The organism is Stenotrophomonas sp., from assembly GCF_031995405.1.
Classification (GTDB): domain Bacteria; phylum Pseudomonadota; class Gammaproteobacteria; order Xanthomonadales; family Xanthomonadaceae; genus Stenotrophomonas.
On sequence record NZ_DAMAGC010000071.1, the window covers coordinates 1 to 21,053 of the forward strand.

Sequence of the window (21,053 nt, forward strand, 5' to 3'; positions counted from 1 at the left end):
GAGGAGGCCGCGCAGCGGCCGGAGGACATTCGCCGGAAAGGGCATGGGGGCACAGCGCCCGACCCGCCGACGACCGCGTCTGGGTTCAGACCACGCGACCTGCGTGCCACGCGCACCGGAAAAGGAACCTCTTTCCAGCAGATCTGCCCGGTGCCACAACAAAATACGGCGCCCCTGAGGGCGCCGCATGGGTTGGACAGAAACTGTGGGCTTACCGGTTGTTGATGACGAAGTCGGCGATGATGCCGGTGGCGATGGCGACCAGCAGCAGATTGCCGCGGTCGTCGCGGATCCAGTGGTGTCCATACGGCGGGCGACGCACCGAGTAGCGGTTGTAGTCGTTGACCACGTAGACCGGGCCCCGGTAGTACTCGTTGTAGCGGTGACCGCGCGCCCAGCCATAACCGTAGCCCGGCGCCGGGCGGTAGACCACCCGCGGTGGCGGTGCCGGACGGTAGTAGCCGCGGTTGTCGTAGTAGCGGCGGTCATGCCGGGCCTCGCGACGGTCGTCGCGCCAGTCGCGGCGATCATGGCGGTCATAACGGCGATCGTCATGACGCTCGTGGCGGTCATGCCCCCGGCCGCGATGGTCGTCATCGGCGAAGGCCGGCGCCACCGCACCCAGAGCAAGCAGCGAGGCGACGGCCCCGACCACAAATCGATTGATGCTCATGATTGGCCTCGCTTGGTGGATTGATGGCTCCATCATGCGCAGGTCATCTGAACGGTTTCCGGCTGGAAACGGTTTCCGGTTCACGCCCTTTGACCGCCCATTCAGGCGGCGGCAAGCCCCGTCCCATGGGGCCACCGGCGACTGTCATCGCTTCCGGCTATAATCGGGGGTACCCATTTTATCCATCTGTTCCTGTTCCGCCCGGAACGGGCGCAGGGTTGCGCCTTCGGAGACCTCATGTCCTCGCAATACATCTACACCATGAACCGCGTCAGCAAGGTGGTCCCGCCCAAGCGGCAGATCATCAAGGACATCTCGCTGTCGTTCTTCCCGGGTGCCAAGATCGGCCTGCTGGGCCTGAACGGCGCCGGCAAGTCCACGGTGCTGAAGATCATGGCCGGCGTGGACACCGACTTCGAGGGCGAAGCCCGCCCGCAGGCCGGCATCAAGGTCGGCTACCTGGCCCAGGAACCGGAGCTGGACCCGACCAAGACCGTGCGTGAAGCGGTCGAGGAAGGCGTCGGCGAAGTGCTGCAGGCCCAGGCCCAGCTCGACGCCGTCTACCTGGCCTATGCCGAGGAAGGCGCCGACTTCGACAAGCTGGCCAAGGAACAGGAGCGCCTGGAGGCGATCCTCGCCGCCGGCGACGCACATACCCTGGAAAACCAGCTGGACGTGGCCGCCGACGCGCTGCGCCTGCCGCCGTGGGATGCCGTGATCGGCAAGCTCTCCGGTGGTGAGAAGCGCCGCGTGGCCCTGTGCCGCCTGCTGCTGCAGAAGCCGGACATGCTGCTGCTCGACGAACCGACCAACCACCTCGACGCCGAGTCCGTGGAATGGCTGGAACAGTTCCTGGCGCGCTACACCGGCACCGTCGTGGCGGTCACCCATGATCGTTACTTCCTGGACAACGCCGCCGAGTGGATCCTGGAACTGGATCGCGGCCGCGGCATTCCGTGGAAGGGCAACTACACCGACTGGCTGATGCAGAAGGACGAGCGCCTGAAGCAGGAAGACAACCAGGAGAAGTCGCGCCAGAAGGCAATCCAGAAGGAACTGGAATGGTCGCGCCAGAACGCCAAGGGCGGCCGCACCAAGGGCAAGGCCCGTCTGGCCCGCCTGGAAGAACTGCAGTCGGTGGACTACCAGAAGCGCAACGAGACCAACGAAATCTTCATCCCGCCGGGCGAGCGCCTGGGCAACTCGGTGATGGAGTTCAAGAACGTCTCCAAGAAGTTCGGCGACCGCCTGCTGTTCGACGAACTGAGCTTCCTGGTCCCGGCCGGCGCGATCGTGGGCATCATCGGCCCCAACGGTGCCGGTAAGTCGACCCTGTTCAAGATGATCACCGGCCAGGAAAAGCCGGATTCGGGCGAGATCACCGTCGGCCCGACCGTCAAGCTGTCCTACGTGGACCAGAGCCGCGACGCGCTGGAAGGCAACCACAACGTCTTCCAGGAAATCGCCGGTGGCCTGGACATCCTCAACATCAACGGCATCGAGATCCAGTCGCGCGCCTACATCGGCCGCTTCAACTTCAAGGGCCAGGACCAGCAGAAGCTGGTCGGTTCGCTGTCCGGTGGTGAGCGTGGCCGCCTGCACATGGCCAAGACCCTGCTGCAGGGTGGCAACGTGCTGCTGCTCGATGAACCGTCCAACGATCTGGACATTGAAACCCTGCGTGCGCTGGAAGATGCGCTGCTGGAGTTCCCGGGCAACACCTTCGTCATTTCGCATGACCGCTGGTTCCTGGATCGCATCGCCACGCACATCCTGGCCTTCGAAGGCGACTCGCACGTGGAGTTCTTCCAAGGCAACTACCGCGAGTACGAAGAAGACAAGCGCCGCCGCATGGGCGACGACGCCGCGCCGAAGCGCCTGCGCTTCAAGGCGCTGAAGTAACGGAACGAGAAACGGCCGCGCACTGCGCGGCCGTTTGCATTTGGGTAGGTCATGACCGTTGGTCATGACGCAGCCGCGCACCGCGCGGCCGTTTGCATTCCGGCTGGCCATGACCGCTGGTCATGACGCCTTATCGTCACGAGATTCCACCATGTCCCTCCCCGAGCGCCTGTTCCAGCTGCAGCAGCACGGCACCACCGTGCGCACCGAACTGCTGGCCGGCCTGACCACCTTCCTGACGATGTCCTACATCGTCTTCGTCAACCCGGACATCCTGGCCACCACCGGCATGGATCCCGGCGCGGTGTTCGTGGCCACCTGCCTGGCCGCCGCACTGGGCTCGCTGGTGATGGCGTTCGCGGCCAACTTCCCGGTCGGCATGGCCCCGGGCATGGGCTTGAATGCGTTCTTCGCCTTTACCGTGGTCGGTGCCGCCGGACTGCCATGGCAGCAGGCATTGGCGGCGGTGTTCATTTCCGGGCTGGTGTTCCTGCTGCTGTCACTCACCGGCGTACGTGCGTGGCTGGTGGCGGGCATTCCCGCGTCGCTGCGCGCGGCGATCGTGGCCGGTATCGGCCTGTTCCTGGCGATCATCGCGCTGCAGAAGTCCGGGGTGATCATCGCCAACACCGACACACTGGTGGCACTCGGCCCGCTCAACACGGCACCCCCGCTGCTGGCGCTGGCCGGCTTCCTGCTGATCGCGATCCTGGAAGCACGCAAGGTGCGCGGTGCGATCCTGATCGGCATCCTGGCGGTGACCGGCGCGGCGTGGCTGCTCGGTGACGTGCAGTTCCACGGGCTGATCTCGCTGCCGCCGAGCCTGGCCCCGACCTTCCTGCAGCTGGACCTGCCCGGCCTGCTGCATCACGACGGCGGCGCCCCCATCGCCGTGCTGCTGCAGGTGGTGCTGGTGTTCGTGCTGGTGGAGGTGTTCGACGCAACCGGCACGCTGTATGGCGTGGTGGGGCGTGCGGGGCTGCTCAAGCTGCCGGGCGCGCAGAAGCGTTTCGGCCGCGCATTGCTGGCCGACAGCACTGCGATCGTGGCCGGCTCGCTGCTCGGCACCAGCAGCACCACCGCGTTTGCCGAAAGCGCCTCGGGCGTGCAGGCCGGTGGTCGCACCGGGCTGACCGCGCTGGTGGTGGCCGCGCTGTTCCTGGCCGCGCTGCTGTTCTCGCCGCTGGCGGCGATGGTGCCCGGTTACGCCACTGCCCCTGCCCTGTTGTTCGTGGCCGGGCTGATGCTGCGCGAGCTGGTCGATGTGGAATGGAACGACCTGACCGAATCGGTGCCGGCCGCCCTGTGTGCGCTGGCGATGCCGTTCACCTACTCCATCGCCAACGGCCTGGCCTTCGGCTTCATCGCCTATGCGGTGCTCAAGGCGGGCACCGGGCGCTGGCGCGAGGTGCATCCGGCGGTGTGGCTGGTGGCCGGGTTGTTCGTGCTGCGTTACGCGCTGGAATGACGGTGCCGCCGCGGCGCGCGGCGGTTCACCCCTCCGCAACGCGGCTCTGGGATGATGGGGCATGACCGATGCCCACCTGCCTGCCGATCCGTCGTCGCCGTTGCGGCGCCGCCTGCTGCGTGCCGCACTGCTGGCCCCGACGGTCGGCGTGCTGGCCACCCTGCCCGGCTGTTCGGTGCCCGAGCAGGTGGATGGCACCTTCCTGCAACCCTGGCGCAGCCACCTGGACTGGACGATGGCCGATTGGCAGCGTTCGGTGCAGCTGGCAAAGCGGCTGGGCTGCAGACAGCTGGTGCTGCAATGGGTCGGCATCCATGGCGCGCCCGAGGGCGATTGGCAGCTGACCGATGCGAGCCTGCGGATGCTGTTCACCGCTGCGGGCGAAGCCGGCATCACGGTGCGGGTCGGCCTGCCGTTCGAGCAGTCGTGGTGGAAAGCGATCGGCGGCGATGACGCGACCCTGCAGGCCTTCTTCGCCGAGACGCTGACGCGCGCGCAGCAGTGGCTGGCGCAGGCACCGTGGGCGCGGCTGCAGGCCTTCGGCGGCTGGTACCTGCCGTATGAAATCGAGCAGTACCACTGGGCCGATCCGGCCCGCGTGCAATGGCTGGCGCACTGGCTGCACGGGCTGCAGCAGGCCGCGCAGGCACAGGGAGGCAACTGCGCGGTGTCGACCTATTTCAGCCGGCTGCAGACCAGCGGACGGCTGGAAACGGTCTGGGCCAGCCTGCTCGACCAGGTGCCCTTGCGGCCGATGGTGCAGGACGGGGTCGGCGTGGCCGGTGCGGGCAATGTGCAGGAACTGCGGCCGCTGCTGGCGATGCTGAAACAGCGCGGCGTGGCCTTCGATGCGATCGTGGAGCTGTTCCGCGAACTGCCCGGCGAGAACGCCGACGGCACCCGGTTCAAGGGCGAAACCGCCGATGCCGCGCGCATCGAGCGGCAACTGGCCTGGGCCCGCGACAGCGGTGCCGAACACGTGCTGGTGTACGCGCTGGACCCGTGGCTGTCGCAGGACACGCCACAGGCCAAGGCATTGCGCCGGCACTGGGGCCTGTAGGGCGTGCCCCCGGTACCGGCCCACGGTCGGTACCGGCAGGTTCGGTGCGTGCGGTACGCGGGTTACAGCGTACGGCCGATGATCTCGCGCAGGATCTCGCTGCTGCCCCCGAAAATGCGCAGCGCGCGTGCATCGGTCCAGGCACGGCCGATGCCGTACTCGCTGCTGTAGCCGTAGCCACCGTGCAGCTGCAACAGGTCATCGAGCACCGTGCCCTGCAGTTCGGTCGCGTTGAGCTTGGCCATCGCCGCCACCGTGGCATCCAGCCGGCCCTGCATCTGCTCGCCCAGGCACTGGTCGAGGAAACTGCGCAGCATCGCCAGTTTGGCGGCCGCATTGGCAAGCACGAAGCGGGTGTTCTGGTGGTCGATCAGGAAGCGTCCGAACGCCTTGCGCTGGCGCACGTAGGCCACCGTCTCGGCCAGCATGCCTTCGGCCGAGGCTGCCGCGCGCAGCGCGATGGCCAGGCGCTCGGCAGCCAGTTGCTCACCCAGATAATCGAAACCGCGCTGTTCTTCGCCCAGCAGGTGCGAGGCGGGCACCACCACGTTGTCGAAGAACAGTTCGCTGGTGTCCTGGGCGTGCTGTCCGATCTTGGGCATCGGCGCGCCACGGGTGACGCCGGGCCAGGCGGTATCCACGCAGAACAGGGTCAGCCCGCGTGCGCCCAGTTCCGGCGCCACGGTCGCCACCACCACCACCACATCGGCGTTGCTGCCGTTGGTGATCCAGGTCTTCTGCCCGTTCAGCAGGTAATGATCGCCCTGGGGCTCGGCGCGGGTACGGATCGCCTTGAGGTCGCTGCCGGCGCCGGGTTCGGTCATGGCGATGGCACCGATCGCCTCGCCTCGCGCCATCGCCGGCAACCATGCCTCGCGCACGGCATCGCTGCCGTACTGCATCAGGTAGGGCGCGACCATGTCCGAATGGATCGAAAACCCGATGCCCAGATAGTTGGCGCGCGCCAGTTCTTCGGTCACGCACGCGGCATGCCCATAGTCGCCGCCCAGTCCGTAGGGCTCGGGCAGCTGGCAGTTGAGCAGGCCGGCCTCGCCCGCAGCGCGCCACAGCGACCGCGGGGTGATGCCATCACGCTCCCAATGCGCGTAGTGCGGTGCGATGTCGCTGTCGATGAAGCGACGCACCTGCGCGCGGAACAGGGCGTGGTCGTCGCGGAAGACGGGACGCTCGGACATGGGATCAGCGGCCCACCGCGTCGGTGCCGCTGAGCTGGCCCTGCAGCACCGGGGCAGCGGCCGTGCCGGTCAGGAACAGGCTGTAGTGATCGCCGGGCTGCAGCGCCGGCAGCGCCAGCGGGGCGCTGTCCTTGCTGCCGCAGCCGGCGACCAGGCGCGCCTTGACCGGGTTGATGCCGCGCGCACTGCTGCTGCCGGCCGCGACGGCCGGGAACACCACCGCGCCGTTGTCGGCCATCGCCAGGCGACCCTGGGTGCAGCCGCTGGCGAGGTTGTAGAAACGGATCTCGGCCTTGAGCGCATCGCTGGTGCCGCCGCCATCGGCCAGTACCGCCAGCGGTCTGGTCGGCGTGGCCGCATCCAGCACCAGGGTCGTAAAGCTGCCGGCGGCGACCTGGGCCTGGCTGCGCGGCTTGCCGGCCACGCGCAGGTTGAACGGCTTGCCGCCTTCGACGATGGCGTAGCGGGTGGCGCGGGTAGCGGGACCGATGCTCTGCTCGGCACCGGTGCCGACGGCGACCTTGAGCGCGGCGCTGCCGGGATTCAACACGCGTACGAAGGCCGAACCGGCCGGCGGCCGCGGCGCATACAACTGCGCCAGGCGTCCTTCCTGCCCCCCCTGCTGCGCGTGGGCAGCCAGCGGGGAGAGGGCGAACAGGGCGGCGGCGAGCGGGATCAGGGAAAGCTTCATGGTCTGGGTTCCTGGCTGCGGAGCGTGCGCGCCAATGCATAGCGCTGCTCCAGTTGTCTACGGTCGACCTTGTTGCTGTTGCCGGTGGGCAACGCATCCACGGCGATCAGTTCGGAGGGAATCATGTACGGCGGAACGCGGCGGCCGAGCTGTTCCTTCCAGTCCTGCAGCGCGGCCGGCAGCGGCTGCACCAGGCCGTCGCCGGGCTGGGCCAGTTCGACGAAACCGATCATCCGCACCAGGCTGCCGTCGGGCCGACGCAGCACCACCGCCGCGCCCGCCACCACGCCGTCCAGCGTGGACAGCGAGGCATCCACTTCGGCCAGCTCGATGCGGTAGCCATTGAGCTTGATCTGGTCGTCCTTGCGGCCCCGGAAATACACGCGGCCATGTTCGTCGAGATCGCCAAGGTCGCCACTGCGGTAGGCGCGCTTGCCGTGGTGGTCGAACAACACGCCCTGGTCCAGGTCCGGTCGATCCAGATAGCCGCGCATGACGTGGTCGCCGGCCATGCAGATTTCGCCATCATCGATGAACACCTCCGCATACGGCTTGGCCACGCCGATCGGGAACGGGTTGGGCGCGGCCGCGCGCAAGGCCGGATCGATCTCCACCCAGGTGGTTGAACAGGTTGCCTCGGTAGGCCCGTAGGAATTGATGATGCGCGCCTGCGGGAAGCGTGCCCACAGTTCCTCGGCCACGCGCGGGGTCAACGATTCGGCGCCGAACACGAACACCTGCAACGACGGCAGGTGCTCGGCATTGAAGCGAGGGTTGAGCATCTGCTGGCGCACGAACGAGGGCGTGGAGGCCCACACCGCCACCGCCGAATGGCGCAGGTGGTCGACGAAACGCTCGCTGTCGGCGATCACCTCGCGCGGGCACAGCACGCAGCTGCCGCCCAGGCCCAGCGCACCGCACAGGTCGAACAGCGAGAAGTCGAAACTGAAGAGCATCTGGTTGAGGAAGGCCGGCGCATCGCCCAGCTGCAGGCAGTCGCGGATCCAGCCGGTGAACAGCGCCACGCTGTCGCGGCCGATCTGCACGCCCTTGGGATCCCCGGTGCTGCCCGAGGTGAACATGATGTAGGCCAGGTCCGGCACGCGCAGCGCGCGCGGCGCATCGGCGCCCGCCCCGAAGGTATCGGTGGCCGCGTCGTAGACCGCGCCGGCATGGGTCAGCTGGGTGATCCGCTGCAGCCGCGCGGGCGGATTGATGGTGTCCATCGGTACGTAGGTGACCCCCATCTGCAGGCAGCCGAGCATGGCCACCACGAAGGCGGACTGTTTATGCCCGGAGATCACCAGCGCATATCCGGGCTGCACGCCGGCGGCCTGCGCGCGTTCGATCCAGTCCTGGGTCGCGCGGTGCAGCGCGGCCCAGTCCAGGGTGCCGTCGGCATCGTGCAGCGCCGGGGCATGCGCGGCATGCTCCAGGTCGACGAAGCGGCAGTGGTCGAAATCGAATCGCATGCGCGCAGCTCCTGCAGGGGGAATACGGCTCAGCGCTGGTGCGCGGCCACGTAGTCGGCCAGTACCTGCACCGAGTCGACCAGTGCGTCGATCTCATCCACCGGCAGGGTCACGCCCAGGCGGTCTTTGACTTCCACCATCAGCTGCACCTTGGACATCGAGTCGAACAGCGACTCCATGTATTCGTCCGGCTGCACGCGGGTGCCGATCACGGCCTCGACGATGTCGATCAACTGTGTCTGGAGGGTCTGGATATCCATCGGGTTCACCTTGTCAGAACTGGAAATAGAGGAAACGGGACTCTTTGTGCAGGCTGAGCAGGCACAGCAGCAACATCAGCAGCATGACGCCCAGCCACGGCAGGTTGGGCTGCCAGCGCATCCACGCGCGCGGCGCCGGGTTGGGCTTGGCCAGCGACGGCGAGTACACGCCCATGATCTGCTGCGCGTTGGGCGTGGCCCAGACGATGACCAGCAGTACCACGATATAGACCAGCTGCAGATGATGGCCCATCAGCAGCCGCCAGCCATCGGCCAGGCCCATGCCACCCAGGTAGCCCAGCTGCTCCATGCTTTCCCAGCCACGGATGCCGAACATGCCCTGCACCAGCTGCCAGGCATCGTGCACGCCATCGGCGCGGAAGAACGCCTGTGCCACCAGCACCGCGCCGAAGGTCAGCAGCACGTAGCCGGCCTGCTGGTACCAGCGCAGCTGGCGCAATGCGGCCGGTTTGCGGCCGCCGACGAACACGCGCCAGGCGTGGTTGATGGACAGGTAGCCGGCATGCAGCAGGCCGAAGATCAAAAACTGCAGCCCGGCGCCGTGCCAGATGCCGGCCAGGCCCATCGCCCACACCGTGGGCAGCACGATCATCGACAGGAAGCCGCCGGCCGAGGCCACCGCGGCCGGGCCGGTGGCGCGGCCATGGCGGGTGCGCCAGCGGGTCACGGCCATGGCGACCGGGTAGTACAGGTAGGCGGTGATGTAGCGGGTGAGCGTCATGTGCCAGCGCGCCCAGAAATCGATCACGCTGGTCGCCTTGTAGGGCGAATTGAAGTTCAGCGGGAAACGGATGCCGAACATCCGCGCCAGCCCCAGTGCCATGTCCGAGTAGCCGGAAAAATCGAAGTACAGCTGCAGCGCGTAACTCAGCGCGGTCGCCCATGCGCCCCAGAACTGGACATCGCCGGTAGAGGCAAAACCGGCATCGGCATACGGGGCGATGGTGTCGGCCAGCAGCACTTTCTTGGCCAGCCCGATCACGAACAGCATGCCGCCCACCGACAGGTTGTCGGCATGGAAGCGGTAGGTTTCGCGCTTGCTGAACTGCGGCATCATCTCCTTGTGGTGGAGGATCGGCCCGGCGATCAGGTGCGGGAAGAAGGTCACAAACAGCACGTAGCTGAGCGGACTGCGGTCGTTGACCACGCCGGCGCGGCAGTCGAGCAGGTAGCCGATCTGGGTGAAGGTGAAGAAGGAAATGCCCAGCGGCAGGATCAGCGCATCCATCGGGCCGACGTTGAAGCCCATCTCGCCGACGAAATTCACCATCGCCGCGAAGTACTTGTAATGCACCAGCAGCAACAGGTCGGCGGCCACGCCCAGCGCGGTGGCCAGCAGCTGCAGCTTGGGTCGCCTGGCCAGTGCCAGGATCACCAGACTGACCAGGTAATTGAACACGATCGAGCCGGACAGCAGCACCACGAACTGCGGGTTCCACCAGCCGTAGAACACGATCGAGGCCACGCACAGCCACAGCGCGGCCAGGCGCGGCCGGATCGCACCCAGGGCGTAGTGCACGCCCAGTGCGATCGGCAGGAAAACCAGCAGGAACAGGAAGGAATTGAAAAGCATCGTCCGTAGCGCTCAGTGGATCTCGGCCAGCGTTGCCTGCTCACCGTCGGTCAACGGCAGGGACAGGGCCATTTCAGAAAATTCCCAGACCACCAGCTTCAGTGTCGGCGGCCATTGCGCGCGCTGCGGCCACGCCGCGAGCAGCGCACCGGAGAACTGGCCGCCATCCAGGCTCTGGTTCCACACTTCGCGCCCGAGCGCATGGCCCAGGCGTTCGGCGAACAGGCTGCGGCGGCCGTTGGAACTGCCCAGCAGCAGCACTTCCACCGGCGGGGTGTCATCGAGCAGGCCGCCGCTGCGCAGCGGGGTGATCACCTGCTCCGGCTCGCGATCCAGCGTCGGCCGCCACGCCGGGGGCGCGTGTTCCAGCCCCGCCAGCACGATCAGGTCGCCCATCCGCGGCTTGGCCGGACCGGGCGCGCCCACCTCGAACGCCTGCCCGCCCTGTCCACCCAGCAATGGCAACGCGGACGCGGCCACCGCCTCGGCGGCGCGCTGGGCGCCGATCCGGTTCATGTGCACGTCGGTGCGGAAGAACAGCGGCGCCGTCCCGTCCTGCAACACCGGCAGCAGATCGGTCGATGGCACCTGCGCAGCGCGCAACGCCTGCTGCCACTGGCCCAGGCGCGCGCGCATCACGGTGGACGTGCGCAGCCCACAGGTGTGCGCCTGTTCGATCCGCGATTTGTCCGGCACCACCACCACCAGCATCTGCACGCCCTGCGCCTTGAGCTGGCTCGACCAGTGCTGCATCAGCCGCACGCGCTGGGTGAACGCCTCCGCGCCCGCGCCCGGCTGCGGACGCAGCCCATCGCGGTAGAACAGCCAGTCCGGGCAGCCCAGCGCCACCTGCGGACCGAGGTCGCCGAGCACGCGATAACGCAGCGCGGCGGTGACCAGATCGGCCTGGGCCTGCACGGGCAGCTTGAGCGCATCGTTGATCGCGCGGCCTGCAGCGCCATCGGCCCAGCGCGCCGGCGCCAGCGCGCCGGCCGGCAGCTTGGCATTGCCCAGCATCCAGCCGCCGGCGAGCAGGCCGATCAACAGCAACGCGATCACCACCACCGCGGTGGCGATGTGGGCACGGGCCGGCGCGGCCGGTGGCAAGGGCGCGGGTGCGCCGGGACGTGCACTCATCGCCTTACTGCCCCAGTGCCTTGTTCAAGCGCGCGGTCCACTGCTGCGGGGTCATGATCGAGGCGTTGTCCCACTGGCCGCGCGCATCCGGGCCCTGCACGTAGGACGGCTCGAACATCTGCCACACCAGCACCTGTGGCTTGTGCTGGCGGAACTCCGGCGATTCCAGATATTCCAGCAGCATCACCCAGTGGCCGACATTGCCGGGTTTCCAGTTCACCGACACCGGTCGGTCGAGCAGGTTGGACAGTTTCTGCGGGAAGCCGAAGTACGGCTGCACCATGCTGTGCCCGGTCACATGCACCGGCGCCGGCGCGTCGTCGAGCAGCGACTGCTGTTCGGCCTGGCGGCGCACGGTGAAGGTGTCGCGGCCAATCGTCTTGCGCTGCTCATCGGTGAGGAACAGTTCGGCCAGGTCGCCGAAGCGGCGTTCCTTGATCTCGCTCCCCAGCGCCATGCCACTGCCGGCCTGTCCCTCCAGCTGCGGCACCTGCTGGCGAACCTGCGCGGCCACCGCCACGGCGACCGCATCGGCGGCCGGCTGGGTCCAGTGCTGATCGCTGCGGTAGAACACGTCCTGGCCCCCCTGCTTGACCTGGCGCAGCACCTGCAGCGCGTCGATCGCCGGTACATCGGCCTTGACAAGGCCATCGTGGACCAGCGCGTAGCGACCGCGGACGGCATCGCTCATGCGTTTGCCATCGGGCAGTTTGTCTTCGTAGAACAGGGCCTTGTCCGGCAGCACCAGCACTTCCAGCTTTACCCCGGCCGCGGCGAGCGCGGCGCGTGCCTGGGCGATCAACTGGGTGTTGCGGCCGATCGCCGGGGCGTCGACCTCGGTCAGGCTGCCCCATGCCGGGAACAGCCAGCCGTCCTTGCCGATCATCACGATCGACGAGTCCTGGCTGGTCGCTGCGGCCACGGGCGCGGCCTGCGCCAATGCCGGCAGCGGCGCGGCGGCCAGCAGCGCGGTGCACAACAGGGCCCGCAGCAGCGGTCGGGCCGGAGGGGCGTTGCGACGGTCGTGGGTCATCGTCAATTCCTTCTGCATGATCAGTAGTAGAGCGTTGCCGTGGCGAACAGGCCCTTGGCACGCTGGGTATCGCCGCCGCCGATGGCAAAGCGGTACTGCACGCCCAGGTCCAGGTACGAACGCGCGGCGTTGTAGTGGTCTTCGCGGAACCAGTAGCGCACGCCGATGCCCGGGCCGGCGCCGAGCGACCAGCTGCTGGCGGTATCGGACAGGTTGAAGGACTGCACGCCGATCAGCGGGTAGTCGATGCCTCGTACCTTGGAGCGCTGGTCGATCCAGTCCGCGCCCACCACCAGGTAGGGGTTGACCACCCAGCGGGTCTGGTCTGCCCCGAAGCGGTAGCTGCGCCCCGCCCGTACTTCGGCCGCGCCGAACCACTGCTGGCGGCGCAGGTGACCGTCGGATTCGAGGATGCGCTGGGCCGGATCGCCATTGGCGTCCAGACTGTCGATGGTGAAGTGCGCGTCGTTGTCGTCCCAGGTGTAGCCGGCCTGGGCGTAGCCACTGACGGTCCACCACTGGTTGACGTCGGTGCGTACCCCGGTGCCCTTGTAGAAGCCGTAGGTCAGGTAGGACATCCAGCCGCCGGCGTTGCTGTCCAGCCGATAGCGGGCCAGCGTGTTGATCTGCAGCGGCCGGTTCGATTCGATCTGGATGCGGCACTGGATCGCCGCCGAATCGGGATAGATGCCGCCGTTGCGGGTGGCGGTACCGACGAACTGCCGGCGCTCGATGCCGGCACTCAGGCCCGTCTGGCCGAACGCGTAGCGCACACCGAACGAGGCGATGGTGGAGGGCCAGCCGGCGATCGAGCGCGAACGGCTCAGGCGCTCGGCGCGCGCACGCGCATCATCGGTGGCCACGCCCGTACACGGGTCCACGGCCTTGATCGATTCGAACGTGCCGCCGCCGTCGTACAGCGTGTTGGCGATGCGCGCATAGGCTTCCAGCGTGCCGTGGCGGGTGTTGGTCGCCGAGGGCCGCCAGAAGGCTTCCAGCGTGCCGAACACCGAATCGCCCGGCGTGCTGATCGCCGCACCGCCCAGGTTGGTGGCGGCCTGGCGCGCACCGCGGTAGCCGGCCGAGGCGATGATGCCCCACTCGCGCGACAGGTTGGCGATCGAGCTGCGGGTGTTGTAACGCTGCGCCTTGTCCAGCTTCAACGTACCGGCATCGGCGCTGTCGATGGCACCGCGCAACAGGGTTACCGCCTGCCGGTTGTCGCCGCTGGCGGCGCTGGCATAGGCCTGGTCCAGCAGCACGGTCGGCGGCGCCTTGCCGGTGGCCTCGGCCGCGCGGAAATCGGCCAGGGCCTGTTCGGGCTGGCCGACGCGCTGGTTGAGGTAACCGCGCTGCATCAGCAGCCCGGCGTCATTCGGTTTGGCAGCCAGGGCGGCATCCAGCCGCTGGCGCGCCTGCGCGGCCTGCGCGCGGTCGCCGGCCGACAGCGTGGTGGTGAGCAGCGCCTGCAGGGTGAGGTTGTCGGGGTCATCGTTGAGCGCCTGCTGCGCCTGCCGGATGGCTTCCTGGTAATCCTGGCGACCAAAGGCGGCATAGGCCCGCTGCGATGCGCCGCCCTCGCCCTGCAGATCGGCCGGCATGACCTCGCACTGGGTGCCGTAGGGCGTATCGCGGCACTGCTGGAACGGTGCCGGGTACGCGCTCAGGCTCAGGTCGGTGGTGGCATGCGGATGGCGCAGGGCCTTGCCGCGCTCGGCCACCGCCTGCTCGATCGCCTTGCGGCTGTCGGCATCCAGGTCGGCATCGCTGTCCTGCTGCAGCGGCTGCAGCAGGACGGCGGCACGCGCGTGGTCGCCAGCGGCCAGTGCCGCGTCCACGGCGAGCAGACGCACGTTGCGTTGCTGCTGCGCGTCCAGCCAGTCCTGCTTGAGCGCGGCGTCGAAGTCCGCATTGGCCTGCGCGGATTTCATCTGGCGCTGGCGCAGGTAGGCGCGCATCACCAGCGCGACGGTATCGTCGCTGTCGTTCTCCAGGGCCTGGTCGGCCGTGGCTTCGGCTGTCGGCAGCTGCTCATCGAGCATCTGCGCGGTCATCAGCAGCAGCCGGTGCGAGGCGACATCCGGCGCACGCTCCACGGCCTGCCTGGCAAAGCCGGTTGCCGCGCCGAAATCCTGCGCGATCAGGGCCTGGTAACCCTCCTGCGCCGGCTTGACCGCGCGTTGGCGACCGAGCGCGACCCGCTTGGCCTGCAGGTCGCCCACGTTCGGTGCGCCCAGCTGGATCGCCGTCGCGGCGGCGGCGTCGGCCTGCTCGAGCTGCTGCTGCGCTTCCAGCGACGCCACCCACAGCGTTGCCCACGCACCCTGCTGTGGTTGGGCGCGGAAGGCCTGTTCGGCCTTGCTCGCCGCTTCGGCCATGCGGTCGTTGTTGTAGGCCTCGTACGCCTGGGTGGCCAGCGCGAAGGCACGCTGGTAGGCCAGCTCGGCGGCGGTGGGTCTGGCGGCGGTGGCAACGCGCGCACCGCCTGCCACGCCACTGCCCGCCCGCGGCGCGCTCGCCAGCGTCGGCAGCGCCGGGTCGCGGATGCCATCGGCGATCGCGCGCTGCGCCAGCGCGCGTGCCTCGTCGTTGCGACCCAGCTTCTGCGCCGCATAGATCTGCAGCAGGCGCAGCCGTGCCACGTCCGGGCGCAGCCGCGCCGCTTCGGTGGCGTTGCGGTAGGCCTGCGCGTAGTCGCCACGCTCGTAGGCACCAAAGGCCTGCTCGGCGATGCGGTAGGCATTGCCGGCCAGCGGCAACGATTCCTGTGCGTGCACGCCGGCACTGCCCAAGCCGAACAAGCTCAGCGCGATCACGCTCGAAAGCAGGGTGGTCCTCATGCCTTCAGCTCTCCGTCTGCGCTGTATTGGGGTTGGCCGGAACGGCGGTGCTGCTCGCGTACCGCTTCGGCAATGGCCGCCTCGGTGGCGACGCCGTGCTTGACCAGGTAGTCGCCGATGCGGCCATCGCGCTGCGGCTTGTACTCGTCCAGCACGCGTTCGAACTGGTCGCGTGCGATCAAGCGCATTTCCACCAGCAGGTCGCCCAGCAGCGGCACCGCGTCGATGCGGTAGCTTTCGCCACTGATCAGGCGCAGGCCGGCGTTGACTTCGCTTTCCCGCGCGATCGACTGCGCCAGCGCGGTGGCCTCCACGTCCTGCAGCAACTGCGCCTGCTCGGCGTCGGTCAGCGGGTTGGCCACCGCAATGGACAGCATGCCGGGCGTGCTGCCCGGCAACGGCAGCAGGCGCCACTGCACGCAGGCCTCCACCGACAGCGGGAACACGCCGTCCTGCAGGTAGTCCACGTCGATCACCGCACGCGGCAGATCGCTCTGGAAGGCAATCGCCTCGGCCAGGGTCTCATCGTCGAGCCAGCCCTGCGACACCAGAATGCGGCCCAGTGGCTGCTGGCGACCACCCTGCTGCTGTTTCAGCGCCTGTTCCAGACGCTCCGGTTCGACCGCCTGCCAGGTGGTCAGCAGTTCGCCCAGCCGCTTGCGGGTCTGCACCAGCTGCGAGGCGGTGGGGAAATCATGCATGGTCTTGTCCCACACCATGCGCTTGCCGAACAGCAGGTACAGCAGGAACATGCGCCAAGCGCGCGCGGTGGCCATGAAGTTGATCATGTTGCCGACCACCATGCGCGGGATCGACATCAACGCGTGTTCCCACCCGTACAGGCGGTTGACGAAGTAGAAGCGCTGCACCACGCGGGTGGCCAGCGCGGCGGTGGTGATCAGGGCGATGTTCATCTGCCAGGTACCGGCCTGGAAGATGGTCGGGAACTGGGTATGCCACAGCCCGGTCATCTTCAGCACCCAGAACAGCAGCAGCTGCAGGAAGATGACGTAGGCGATGATGCTGACGAACGAGGTGACGATGCCCTTGCGGTCGCGCGCCAGCAGGTATTTGGTCGCCAGCGAGCCGCGCCAGCCCAGCGTCTCCCAGCTCTGCAGGCCGATGCCCAGTACCCACCGCGCCTTCTGCCGGTACGAGGCACGGAAGTTGTCGGGGAAGTATTCGCGCACGCACAGCGCCATCGACTGGGTGCTCTCGCGCACCGGCCCCCAGCCGAACCACGACGGGCGACGCACGCGGAACTGCACCGGGAAGCGGGCGAAGATCGACTGCATGCCCATCGCCGCCAGCCGCGCGCCAACGTCGTAATCCTCGGTCAGGCTGTCGGTGTTGAAGGGCTGGTTGTCGGTGGCCGCGCTCAGTGCCAGCAGCGCCTTGCGCGAGAAGCAGGTGCCGACACCGGCCGACGGCACCATGCCGGACACGCTTTCGCGCACCACCAGGTCCTTGGCGTGCCATTCGGCGAACTCGTCCATGTACACGCCGGCGATCAGCTCATACCACTCGCGGTCCAGCGAGGTCACCGGCAGCTGGATCATGTCCTTGCGCGGCAGCAGGTAGTTGAAGAAGCGCAGTTCCATCGGGTGCAGCACGTCTTCGCTGTCGTGCAGGATCACCCCGGCGAACTCGATGTCGTGGCGCTTCTCGTAATCGAAGATCGACAGGATCAGCCAGTTCAGGCAGTCGGCCTTGCTGGTCGGCCCGGCATGCGGCACTTCCACCCGGCGCAGCCGCTTGTAACGACGGCGCATGCGCTCCACTTCGGCGATGGTCTCGGCATCGTTGGGATAGGTGCCCACGAAGACGATGTACTCGCGGTAGTCGAGCACATCGATCATGTTCTCCACCATCTGCGCGATCACGTCGTACTCGGCCCACGCCGGCACCATGATCGCCAGCGGTTGCTCCGGGCGCTGCAGCAGATCCTGCTGGGTCAGCGGGCGGTAGTCGCGGCGCTTCTTCAGGGTCAGGGTGCGCCAGCTTTCGCGGATCCAGTACCAGACGTCGATGAACAGGTCATCCAGGCTGGAGATCAGGATCAGCACGGCTACCACCGCCGCGGCTGTTTCCAGCGCGGCGTAGTAGTTGGCCAGGTGGATGTCCCAGGGGAGACCGTTCACGGCCGATCAGTGCCCGCTGCTGCCGGACTTGCGGCGACGACGGATCTGCGCGACACGTGCGGCCAGCAGCGCGAACACCACCAGGCCGACCAGGACCAGCAGCCACACCATGTGCTGCTGCCACACCGGCTGCGGGTTGCCGGCATCGGCCACGCGCGCACCGTAGGGATCCTTGCTGTCGAAATCGCTGACTACACCGCTGCCATCAAGCACGGCCAAATCGCCGCGCAGCAGCCGGAACGGTGCCTCCAGCGACGGACCCTGCTGGCCCAGGTCGTTGTAGAGCACGCCGATGTGGCCGCCGCCATCCACGACCTGCACGGCGGCGGCGTGGTCGAGTCCGGCCACATCCAGCAGCGGCGCGTCGCCGCCATTGACCACTAGGCGACCGTCCTTGAGACCGGCCGGCGTGGTCCCGGACGGGGCCAGGGCGAAGGCCAGGTACGGCTGGCCCGGGCTGATCGCGCTGCCGGCCGCCACCACCTTCAGTTCGGCCGCCTGCGGCGACACGCCCACCGCGCTGGCGATGGCGATCACCTTGTCCAGCGACGTCGGGGCGTCCTGCAACCAGGTCGCCGGCACGAACACTTCGTTGGCATGCGCGAGCTGGCTGGCGGCCCCGATGAAATCCGTGTCGAGCGTGCGCTTGGCCAGGGTCAGGTGGCTGCTGGGCAGGATCGACACCGGGAACGCGGTGGCCGGGTCGTGGCAGTACGGCCGCGAAGGCTGGCGCAGGAAGCTGATCTTCACTTCATTGCGCGCCGCCAATGCATAGGCAGGCACCTTGGCGGTCAACCGCTGCGGCTTGCCGTCGGTGGCGAGCACCTTGGCACCGAGCAGGTAGTCGTTGAAGTAGATGCTGGCCACCGCGCCCTGCCCGGCCGCGTTGGGGGCGGCCGAGACGTCGATCACCACCTGCTCGGGCAGTCGGCCATCGGCCGACAGCGCGCCCAGCTCGAAGGTAGCGCTGCGGTCGCCACGGGTGACGATGTCCAGCGTACCGGCGATATTGCCCAGGCGACTGAGCAGCACGGCGTCCTGCTTCACCGGCGCCGGGCTGGCCTGGGCTACCTGCAGCTCGCGGCCCAGGGCGTAGTTGCGCCACTGCTCGCTGAGCAGGCCGGCGACCTTGCCACCGGCAGCGGCGGCCACCACCAGGGTCGGACGCCCGGCCACGGCGGCCACGCTCACCGACGCGTTGCCCGGCCCCTTCTCCAGCGCGGCCATGTCGCTACCGCGCCAGGCACTGAACGCAGCGGCGGCATCGCCGCCGCTGGCGCCTACGTCGGCGGCCAGTGCATCCAGCGCGGCGCGGACGCCGGCCCGCAGCGCATCGCTGCTGATCGCCACATCCACCGCCAGGGGGCCGCTGTCGCGCAGCGACAGCAGCGCGCCCACTTCGGCCAGACTGGCGATGCGGTGCTGCGCGCCGCCCGCGGCCAGCGCGGCGTAGGCCGGCACGCCCTGCAGGCTGGCCGGGATGCTGATGCCGGTCAGGTCGACCGTGCTGCCCACCGCCGGCAGCGCCACCACGTCGACCTGCTTGCCGCCGTTGCGCAATGCTGCACCGACGCGCCAGGCGGCGTCGTAGGCCGGTGCCTGCAGCGCCTTGCCATCCACCAGCAGCCGTACCCGTGCCGGCAATGCGCCCCACGCCTTGGCCACGGTATTCACGGCGCGGCCGTCGAAGCGGTAGCTGAAACGCGAATCCGGCGACAGCCGCAGCACGTTGGCCGGCGCGCTCTGGTCGGCGCAGCGGTAGTCGGACACCACCGACCACCAGCCCACGTTGACCCGCACGAAACCGTTGTCGCGCGGCAGGCCGTCGATGGCCAGCAGCTGGCTGGCATCGCCCTGCGGATCGGTGATCGAGCGTGCGGCGACCGGGTCGCCATCCACCGACCACAGCCCCGAGCTGCGCCCGGTATGCCCGCGTACATAGCGGCCATCGAGCTGCAGCTGCGCGTCGCGGGTCGGCACGCCTGCCGGGACCGGGAGGTAGATCTCGCGCTGGCTTTCCTGGCCGCTGAGCGTGATCGGCTGGCGGAAGCCCAGCTCGCGCAGGGTCATGCTGCGGGTCACGGTGGCATCGCCGGCCCACTCGGTGAACTGCCCGGCGGCGTTGTCGGCCGCCAGTGCAGGCCCGAGCGGGAGGACCAGGACCAAGGCCAGCGGTAATACCTTGGGGAAGCGTGCGGTACTACGGTTGGTGTAGGTCATGGCGTCAGTTCTGAAAGGGAGGAATGGGGTGTTGGCGCGGCGTGGGCCGCCACGAACGCGTCGAACGGCTGGCCGCGCAACGCCGCCACGATCCGCGCCGAGGCGCGACCGTCGCCGTACGGACTGGCATCGGCGATGAAGTGCGCCGCCACCTGCGGCGCATCACAGGCGGCGTGCACGGCCGCCACGATCCGCGCCGGTTCGGTGCCGACCAGGCGGACGACGCCGGCCTGTACCGCTTCCGGCCGCTCGGTGACATCGCGCATCACCAGCACCGGCCGGCCCAGCGCCGGGGCTTCTTCCTGCACGCCACCGGAGTCGGTCAGCACGACGTGGGCACGCTGCATCAGGCGCACGAAGTTGAGGTAATCCTGCGGCGCGATCAGGTGCACGTTGTCCAGGCCGCCCAGGTGCGCATGCACCGGGCCCTGCACGTTCGGATTGAGATGCACGGGGTAGACGATCTGCAGGTCCGGGCGCTGCGCCAGTTCGGCCAGCGCGCGGCAGATGTTCTCGAAGCCGCCGCCGAAGTTCTCGCGGCGGTGGCCGGTGACCAGCAGCAGCTTGCGGTCCGCGTGCAGGAACGGGAACTGCGCATCGATCGAGGCGCGCAGCGCGGCGTCGTGGTCGATGCGCTCGACGGTCTGCTTGAGCGCATCGATGACGGTGTTGCCGGTCACGCTGATGCGCCCGGCCAGGTTTTCCTGTTCCAGGTTGTAGCGCGAGCTGTCGGTCGGAGCGAACAGATGGTCGGCGACCACATCGATGACGCGGCGGTTCATCTCTTCCGGCCACGGCTGCTGCAGGTCACCGGTGCGCAGGCCCGCTTCGACGTGCCCCACCGGGATGCGGCGCTGGAAAGCGGCCAACGCGGCAGTCATGGCCGTGCTGGTATCGCCGTGCACCAGCACCCGGTCCGGCTGTATCTGTTCGTAGAGCGCGTCGAGCTTGGCGAACAGGCGCGAACACAACCCGTTGAGGGTCTGGTTGGCGACCATCACATCGAGGTCGTGATCGGGCTGGATGTCGAACAGCGACATCACCTGGTCGAGCATCGCCCGGTGTTGCCCGGTGATGCAGACGATGGACTCGATATCCGGCGCGGCATCCAGCGCGCGGACCAGCGGCCCCATCTTGATTGCCTCGGGGCGCGTACCAAAAACAGAAAGAACCTTCACCAGACAGCTCCCTGTGATGACCAACGAATGTGACTTCCATCACGCAAATCGTAGGCCAAGTGGCGAGAGCTAGCCAGTGCAACGTGATGTGGATCACATTTCCCAAGAAAAGTGACGCTCAGCGTCACTTACTGCCCCGGATTGCACTTCATTGTTGCTTTTATGCGTGTGTCACTCAGGTGAAAGTT

15 protein-coding genes are annotated in these 21,053 nt (G+C 68.1%); 3 read left to right on the forward strand and 12 right to left on the reverse strand.

Features of this window, described 5'->3' with window-relative positions:
* Positions 1 to 211 precede the first annotated feature (211 nt).
* Positions 212 to 673, reverse strand: a complete 462-nt coding sequence (locus RTO53_RS12980; RefSeq protein WP_312238175.1) for an RcnB family protein — start codon at positions 671 to 673, stop codon at positions 212 to 214.
* A gap of 237 nt (positions 674 to 910) precedes the next feature.
* Here RTO53_RS12980 and ettA point away from each other — a divergent pair, with 237 nt between their 5' ends.
* The 3 genes from ettA to RTO53_RS12995 all read left to right on the forward strand — a co-directional run bounded on the left by ettA (position 911) and on the right by RTO53_RS12995 (position 5,103).
* Positions 911 to 2,575 carry an energy-dependent translational throttle protein EttA gene (gene ettA / locus RTO53_RS12985; RefSeq protein ID WP_259206955.1) on the forward strand — a complete coding sequence of 555 codons (1,665 nt, stop codon included), beginning with the start codon at positions 911 to 913 and terminating at the stop codon, positions 2,573 to 2,575.
* A 151-nt stretch (positions 2,576 to 2,726) separates the two neighbouring features.
* A complete protein-coding gene (locus RTO53_RS12990; protein ID WP_256775386.1) occupies positions 2,727 to 4,043 on the forward strand; it encodes an NCS2 family permease in 1,317 nt (438 codons plus the stop codon).
* A 61-nt stretch (positions 4,044 to 4,104) separates the two neighbouring features.
* The gene (locus RTO53_RS12995) at positions 4,105 to 5,103 is read left to right on the forward strand and encodes a DUF4434 domain-containing protein (RefSeq protein WP_312238176.1); all 999 of its coding nucleotides are present in this window, start codon (positions 4,105 to 4,107) and stop codon (positions 5,101 to 5,103) included.
* Between the two features lie 62 nt (positions 5,104 to 5,165).
* On the opposite strand, the gene RTO53_RS13000 is transcribed toward RTO53_RS12995, so the two are convergent.
* From RTO53_RS13000 to wecB, 11 genes are read right to left on the reverse strand one after another with little or no spacing between them, the layout of a single operon-like run.
* Positions 5,166 to 6,299 (reverse strand): acyl-CoA dehydrogenase family protein, encoded by a 1,134-nt coding sequence (locus RTO53_RS13000; protein WP_312238177.1) that lies wholly within the window; start codon positions 6,297 to 6,299, stop codon positions 5,166 to 5,168.
* Positions 6,300 to 6,303: 4 nt separating this feature from the next.
* Positions 6,304 to 6,990, reverse strand: coding sequence for an alginate O-acetyltransferase AlgF (locus RTO53_RS13005; RefSeq protein ID WP_312238178.1), 687 nt, complete (start codon positions 6,988 to 6,990; stop codon positions 6,304 to 6,306).
* Positions 6,987 to 8,462 carry an AMP-binding protein gene (locus tag RTO53_RS13010; RefSeq protein ID WP_312238179.1) on the reverse strand — a complete coding sequence of 492 codons (1,476 nt, stop codon included), beginning with the start codon at positions 8,460 to 8,462 and terminating at the stop codon, positions 6,987 to 6,989. The genes RTO53_RS13005 and RTO53_RS13010 overlap by 4 nt, the downstream gene beginning before the upstream one ends.
* A 29-nt stretch (positions 8,463 to 8,491) precedes the next feature.
* A complete protein-coding gene (locus RTO53_RS13015) occupies positions 8,492 to 8,722 on the reverse strand; it encodes a phosphopantetheine-binding protein (RefSeq protein WP_137191072.1) in 231 nt (76 codons plus the stop codon).
* A gap of 13 nt (positions 8,723 to 8,735) precedes the next feature.
* A complete protein-coding gene (locus RTO53_RS13020) occupies positions 8,736 to 10,316 on the reverse strand; it encodes an MBOAT family O-acyltransferase (protein ID WP_312238180.1) in 1,581 nt (526 codons plus the stop codon).
* 12 nt (positions 10,317 to 10,328) lie between these two features.
* The gene (locus tag RTO53_RS13025; protein ID WP_312238181.1) at positions 10,329 to 11,453 is read right to left on the reverse strand and encodes a cell division protein FtsQ; all 1,125 of its coding nucleotides are present in this window, start codon (positions 11,451 to 11,453) and stop codon (positions 10,329 to 10,331) included.
* A 4-nt stretch (positions 11,454 to 11,457) separates the two neighbouring features.
* The gene (locus RTO53_RS13030; RefSeq protein WP_312238182.1) at positions 11,458 to 12,486 is read right to left on the reverse strand and encodes a twin-arginine translocation pathway signal; all 1,029 of its coding nucleotides are present in this window, start codon (positions 12,484 to 12,486) and stop codon (positions 11,458 to 11,460) included.
* Positions 12,487 to 12,506: 20 nt separating this feature from the next.
* Entirely contained in the window at positions 12,507 to 15,326 is a 2,820-nt protein-coding gene (locus tag RTO53_RS13035; protein ID WP_312238183.1) for a hypothetical protein, read from the reverse strand.
* The gene (locus RTO53_RS13040; RefSeq protein ID WP_312238184.1) at positions 15,323 to 17,467 is read right to left on the reverse strand and encodes a glycosyl transferase family protein; all 2,145 of its coding nucleotides are present in this window, start codon (positions 17,465 to 17,467) and stop codon (positions 15,323 to 15,325) included. The genes RTO53_RS13035 and RTO53_RS13040 overlap by 4 nt, the downstream gene beginning before the upstream one ends.
* A gap of 6 nt (positions 17,468 to 17,473) precedes the next feature.
* Complete coding sequence (locus RTO53_RS13045) at positions 17,474 to 19,687, reverse strand: cellulose biosynthesis cyclic di-GMP-binding regulatory protein BcsB (RefSeq protein ID WP_312238185.1); 2,214 nt, start codon at positions 19,685 to 19,687, stop codon at positions 17,474 to 17,476.
* Positions 19,684 to 20,865: a UDP-N-acetylglucosamine 2-epimerase (non-hydrolyzing) gene (gene wecB / locus RTO53_RS13050; protein WP_312238186.1), complete on the reverse strand. Its 1,182-nt coding sequence runs from the start codon at positions 20,863 to 20,865 to the stop codon at positions 19,684 to 19,686. The genes RTO53_RS13045 and wecB overlap by 4 nt, the downstream gene beginning before the upstream one ends.
* Positions 20,866 to 21,053: the final 188 nt, after the last annotated feature.

What these genes read in the sequence shown, in the direction of transcription:
- RTO53_RS12980 (WP_312238175.1), bottom strand. Translation starts at nt 673, where the DNA reads ATGAGCATCAATCGATTTGTGGTCGGGGCCGTCGCCTCGCTGCTTGCT.
- ettA (WP_259206955.1), top strand. Translation starts at nt 911, where the DNA reads ATGTCCTCGCAATACATCTACACCATGAACCGCGTCAGCAAGGTGGTC.
- RTO53_RS12990 (WP_256775386.1), top strand. Translation starts at nt 2,727, where the DNA reads ATGTCCCTCCCCGAGCGCCTGTTCCAGCTGCAGCAGCACGGCACCACC.
- RTO53_RS12995 (WP_312238176.1), top strand. Translation starts at nt 4,105, where the DNA reads ATGACCGATGCCCACCTGCCTGCCGATCCGTCGTCGCCGTTGCGGCGC.
- RTO53_RS13000 (WP_312238177.1), bottom strand. Translation starts at nt 6,299, where the DNA reads ATGTCCGAGCGTCCCGTCTTCCGCGACGACCACGCCCTGTTCCGCGCG.
- RTO53_RS13005 (WP_312238178.1), bottom strand. Translation starts at nt 6,990, where the DNA reads ATGAAGCTTTCCCTGATCCCGCTCGCCGCCGCCCTGTTCGCCCTCTCC.
- RTO53_RS13010 (WP_312238179.1), bottom strand. Translation starts at nt 8,462, where the DNA reads ATGCGATTCGATTTCGACCACTGCCGCTTCGTCGACCTGGAGCATGCC.
- RTO53_RS13015 (WP_137191072.1), bottom strand. Translation starts at nt 8,722, where the DNA reads ATGGATATCCAGACCCTCCAGACACAGTTGATCGACATCGTCGAGGCC.
- RTO53_RS13020 (WP_312238180.1), bottom strand. Translation starts at nt 10,316, where the DNA reads ATGCTTTTCAATTCCTTCCTGTTCCTGCTGGTTTTCCTGCCGATCGCA.
- RTO53_RS13025 (WP_312238181.1), bottom strand. Translation starts at nt 11,453, where the DNA reads ATGAGTGCACGTCCCGGCGCACCCGCGCCCTTGCCACCGGCCGCGCCG.
- RTO53_RS13030 (WP_312238182.1), bottom strand. Translation starts at nt 12,486, where the DNA reads ATGACCCACGACCGTCGCAACGCCCCTCCGGCCCGACCGCTGCTGCGG.
- RTO53_RS13035 (WP_312238183.1), bottom strand. Translation starts at nt 15,326, where the DNA reads ATGAGGACCACCCTGCTTTCGAGCGTGATCGCGCTGAGCTTGTTCGGC.
- RTO53_RS13045 (WP_312238185.1), bottom strand. Translation starts at nt 19,687, where the DNA reads ATGACCTACACCAACCGTAGTACCGCACGCTTCCCCAAGGTATTACCG.